The 4,557-nt window shown below is 50.1% G+C and carries 4 protein-coding genes; 2 read left to right on the top strand and 2 right to left on the bottom strand.

Features of this window, described 5'->3' with window-relative positions; genetic code table 11:
- Positions 1-331: 331 nt before the first annotated feature.
- Positions 332-1,234, bottom strand: a complete 903-nt coding sequence (locus GX030_05880) for a radical SAM protein (protein ID NLV91907.1) — start codon at positions 1,232-1,234, stop codon at positions 332-334.
- 115 nt (positions 1,235-1,349) lie between these two features.
- On the bottom strand, positions 1,350-1,856 hold the full coding sequence (locus GX030_05875; protein NLV91906.1) for a nitroreductase: 507 nt from the start codon (positions 1,854-1,856) through the stop codon (positions 1,350-1,352).
- A 787-nt stretch (positions 1,857-2,643) separates the two neighbouring features.
- Between GX030_05875 and GX030_05870 the strand changes: the two genes are divergently transcribed.
- Together GX030_05870 and GX030_05865 are read left to right on the top strand one after the other, a co-directional pair.
- Positions 2,644-3,063: a hypothetical protein gene (locus GX030_05870; protein NLV91905.1), complete on the top strand. Its 420-nt coding sequence runs from the start codon at positions 2,644-2,646 to the stop codon at positions 3,061-3,063.
- A 168-nt stretch (positions 3,064-3,231) separates the two neighbouring features.
- Positions 3,232-4,275: a glycerol-3-phosphate dehydrogenase gene (locus tag GX030_05865; protein NLV91904.1), complete on the top strand. Its 1,044-nt coding sequence runs from the start codon at positions 3,232-3,234 to the stop codon at positions 4,273-4,275.
- The last annotated feature ends 282 nt before the right edge of the window (positions 4,276-4,557 follow it).

Below are 4,557 nucleotides of genomic sequence, written 5' to 3'. Positions count from 1 at the left end.
GAAGCCAGTAACCCAGCTGATGCTCTGGAATGTTCTGTTCTAGACACCATGCTCTGCGGCTAAGGCCGCTAGCTAAGAATGATTGAACTCGTTCTTCCCATAACTCTTGCTTAGTCTTACTCACTAAAAACCAACTCCTTTACGATGGTGACCTTATTATCTCATCGCATTTTAGGAGTTGGTAGGTGTACTCGTTTTTACGCTTACGGAGTACATGGACATCCCCCTGACTGTCTCAAGTCCAGGTTTTTGTCCGCATCCCCACTCTTGAAAGTATGATTGCCAAAAACACTATACACTGCCATTCGACAGCTCAATGGTATCGAAGACATCAAGCTAACCTTAAGCCTAGTTCTCGTGCATAATCTACGGCTTCCCGGAATTCTTTAGGGGTTAGTCGCCTTGCAATCTCCTGATACTCAGAGGCTCTATGGGCAGGGTAGTACTGCCCCATTACATTAACCAGACAATCGGGAGATAGTTCCTCGCCTATAAATCCCAGGATTTCCTTTGTGTCCTCCATTCCTCCTGGTAGGACCAGGTGCCTGATCAATAAACCTCGGTAGGCAATCCCTTTCTCATCGACTCTTAAGTCGCCGACCTGGCGGTTCATCTCCTTCAGAGCTAGCTTGGCTTTTTCCGGATAGTCTCTTGTCCGGGAGTACCTTCCGGCCAGTTCCGGTGAGTTGTACTTAAAGTCTGGCATATAGATATCGATGACTCCATCTAGGATTTTCAGAGTCTCAACGTTTTCATATCCAGAGCAGTTGTACACGATCGGTAGTCTTAAGCCCTTTTGGGCAGCCAGATAAACAGCCTCCAGGATGTTCGGTACAAAATGGGTGGGTGTAACCAGATTTATGTTGTGGCATCGATAATGATCCTGTAGAAGCAACATGATACTGGCCAGCTCTTCATTGGAGATGGAGGTTCCTCTGCCATGAATGCTGATAGTATAATTCTGACAGTAGACGCATCCTAGATTACAGTGAGCAAAGAATATCGTTCCAGAGCCCCTATAGCCAACTAAGACATCTTCCTCCCCAAAATGCGGCCCATAGCTGGCCACTACAGTCTTGGGGCCTCCTCGGCAGATCCCTCTTTCCCTTCTTCTGTCTACACCACATTCATGGGGACACAGGAAGCAGGCTTCATAGTGCCTTCGAGCCATTTCCACTTTTTTGAGCAGGCTGCCATCCTCCAATGACTTCCTGTAAGCTGCTGTAAAGCTCATTTGAGTTCACCCCAAAGGACAAGTAACACAAGGGGACGGTTCTGTTGTATTATTGTGTTCTCGACATGAGAAGAACCGTCCCTGGAGTGCTTCTCTTGGTGTCGTTGATCCTGTCCTATCTCCAGGTAACAATCTCGTCCAGACTCTTCCTCTTTTTCTCCGGCACTCTCTCTTCCGCGGGATAGCCCAAGGGTAGGAGGGCAATGACTTCCAGATTGTCCGGTAACTCTAGTATCTCATGGCAGCGCTTAGCATCAAAGGCACACACCCAGCAGGTTCCCAAACCAAGATCGGAAGCAGCCAAGGCTATGTGCTCAACAGCAATGCCCAGGTCTACATCGCAGTGGTCTTTGCCGTCTTCCCTCTTCCAGGAGACAGAGTGATCCCCACAGGCAACGATGACAACGGGCGCCTTTCTAAACCAATCCCGAGGATAGGCTTCACCTAACCTGTTTCTTAACTCCTCCTCGGTGACAACAATGAAATGCCAGGGCTGCCGGTTGGCGGCAGAAGGTGCATTCCTGGCCGCTTCAAGTATCTGAAGCAGTTTCTCCCTTTCTACAGGCTTATCCTTGTAGCTCCGGACAGCGTATCTCTTCTTTGTGAGCTCCAGAAATGACATCCTATCTCCCTCCTCTATTGTTCATCCCATGTGCTACACTGAGCAAGTCAACATCCCGGTGGTGATGAGATCATTTCATCAGCACAGAGAAGCTACTGCCTTTGCCAGACGAGGACATCCAATTATCCTCTCGGTTCTATAGCATTATCTTAAGGGATGCTTTCTCATCTCCCTTTTAGGGATGGACCGTGAAGGATGAGTGTATCTCTCCTTGCTGATGTCCACCTGTGCCCAACTACCGCTTGCATCCTACGGATAGCACCCCAGGTTGCAACCAGAGTTAAGCAGGTGTGTCGCGGCTCATGCTGTATCAGATTGTTCTCCCTTATCTGTGACTTCTCGGTTCTTACCTGAAATGCCTGCCGCAAGCCTTCTGACGTCGGGGTGCCCCAACCGTCCGGGAAAACGGATATCTGTAGATTGCATTTCTTTTTCTCGCTCGTCGTTGTCTCCAGTGGCGTCACAGTCCGGGGAGTTAAGGGCAAGATTCATCCCTTGCTGCCTTTCTTAACACATGAAGTGCGCAATCCTCAGCAAGGGCTCAAGCAACTAATCCTTGACGGGATTCGAGCAAACTCTTGATGGTTTGGATTAAGGCAGCAGTCTGATGTAAAAAGAAAAATCCCCATCTTGAGCGGTAGAGGTGGATGAACCTGTCTTGTGATTCCCAAAAGGGTCAATGTTAACCTTCGTGGGCATACTGAGTACTAGCTGGACATCTCTGGGTATTGAAACCCCTACTCGTAGAGATGGACAGGTAAGTGGGATAGGATGCCTTGGTCCATACATGATGTGGACGGAAAAGGCAGGAGTAAATGAATACTTTGCGAAGATTGACAATATCCTGACGAGCGGGCATCAGGGGTGTTTGGAGCTCTCCAGCGAGATTGTGGCTCTAGCAGGCCTAACAGATGAGCTGTTGGAGGCTGAAAGACTCCACATTTCAAACGCTCTAGCTAGTTTGTTGGTGATCTCTGAGTGGGATGTAGTGCGCTACGATTTCATCAACCAGAAGCTGTGTGGTGATAAATCCGTCATCAAGAGCAAAAAGACTGATCTCCTAAAGCTCGTGAAGAGGGAGAAGATGGTTCTGAAACCCTGTAGGTCGGAGGATGCACTGTTGGCGTATGGCATAGGCCAAGAGGCTGCACACAGAGCCTTGAGAGATGTCTACCTGATGCATGCTTCGTCAGCACAAGGTGTATGAATTCTGTCGTTAGCTAGATCGCAAACCCCGATAAAGAGGGAATCTATTAAGTGTCTTTCCCGCACACGCGGGGGTGTTCGGCGCTTGCGAGTTTGGTTAAGGCTGCCGACCTCCCTGATTGGTAGGTTTGCCTCTGTCACCGCATTCAGAACTGGGGGTGTGATGCAGTTGAGAACTATCACGATCGTTGGGGCAGGGATGATGGGCTCGGCCATGTGTACGCCTGCGCATGACAACGGCCATATAGTACGGCTGGTGGGAACCCCGCTTGACCGTGAGATTATTGCCAGTGTTAAACAAAGCCGGTTTCACCCGACGCTTCAGCGGCATCTACCAACAGGCGTTCAGGCCTATCAAATTGAAGAGTTGGAGCAGGCCTTGGATGGTGCAGAGCTGGTAATTGGAGGGGTAAGCAGTTTTGGTGTAGATTGGTTTTCGGAACAGGTCTTGCCGCTGATCCCAACACACCTTCCTGTTTTGCTTGTCACCAAAGGTCTTGCAGCAGAGTCAGATGGGGAGCTCATCCCTTTCCCTCACTACATGCAGAGAAAAGTAGGTCTGGGGAAACGGCTTTCCCTCAATGCAGTTGGTGGACCATGTACCAGCTATGAGCTGGCCGACCGCCGGCCTTCGGTGGTGTGTTTCTGCGGTGAGGACGCCAGCACATTGGCGCGGCTGAAGGAGATGTTGGAAACCGACTACTACCATATCAGCATATCCACCGATGTGGTGGGAGTCGAGGCTGCTGTGGCTTTGAAGAATGCCTATGCTTTAGGGGTAAGTTTGGCTATTGGCTTGATTGAACGGGAAGAAGGAATTGGCTGCCGTGAGGCCTACAACCCCCAAGCAGCCCTGTTTGGTCAGGCTATGCGGGAAATGGCATCCTTAGTTGGGCTGGTAGGAGGGAAGGAAGAAAGCCTTGCCTTTGGCATCGCTGACTTGTATGTGACCATTTTTGGTGGCCGTACTCGGCGCTTGGGAACACTGCTGGGTCGCGGTCTATCCTTCCAAGACGCCATGACTGAGCTAGAAGGAATCACCTTGGAGTCCGTTGCCATAGCTACTGCCGTGGCAAAGGCTATGCGCATCCAGGAGGAGAAGGGCGCAATCAAGATGACGGATTTCCCACTTCTGAAACACGTAGATGAAATCATCAATCAAGGTAAGCATGTAAGCATCCCATGGAAGGAGTTTACGCATCAATTTCTGTAGGCCCCGAGTTCACCGTGTATTTCGGTTAATTCGATCACTGCCTTCGGTTCAAGCCGATCGCGCGTTTCGGTTCATGGCGATCAGTGAACGAGTAATCAGATTCCTGTATACCCCAGGGGGTATCCTCTTCCGGTTGTTCAACCTTTGTGGTTGCTGTGTACGCGTCAAGCTTTAGTAGGCGAGAGACCTCGCCACAATTGGTGTTCATAAAGCTGTGCTGAAGCCGCTGAGGTTCCGTAGAGCTATCACCCAGGGTTTCGTAGAGTACCCTAAGCTAGGCAT

Source organism: Bacillota bacterium, assembly GCA_012727955.1.
Lineage (GTDB): Bacteria > Bacillota > Limnochordia > DTU087 > JAAYGB01 > JAAYGB01.
The sequence above is the reverse complement of the archived record's forward strand: the minus strand, read 5'-3'. Positions and strand labels throughout refer to the sequence as shown.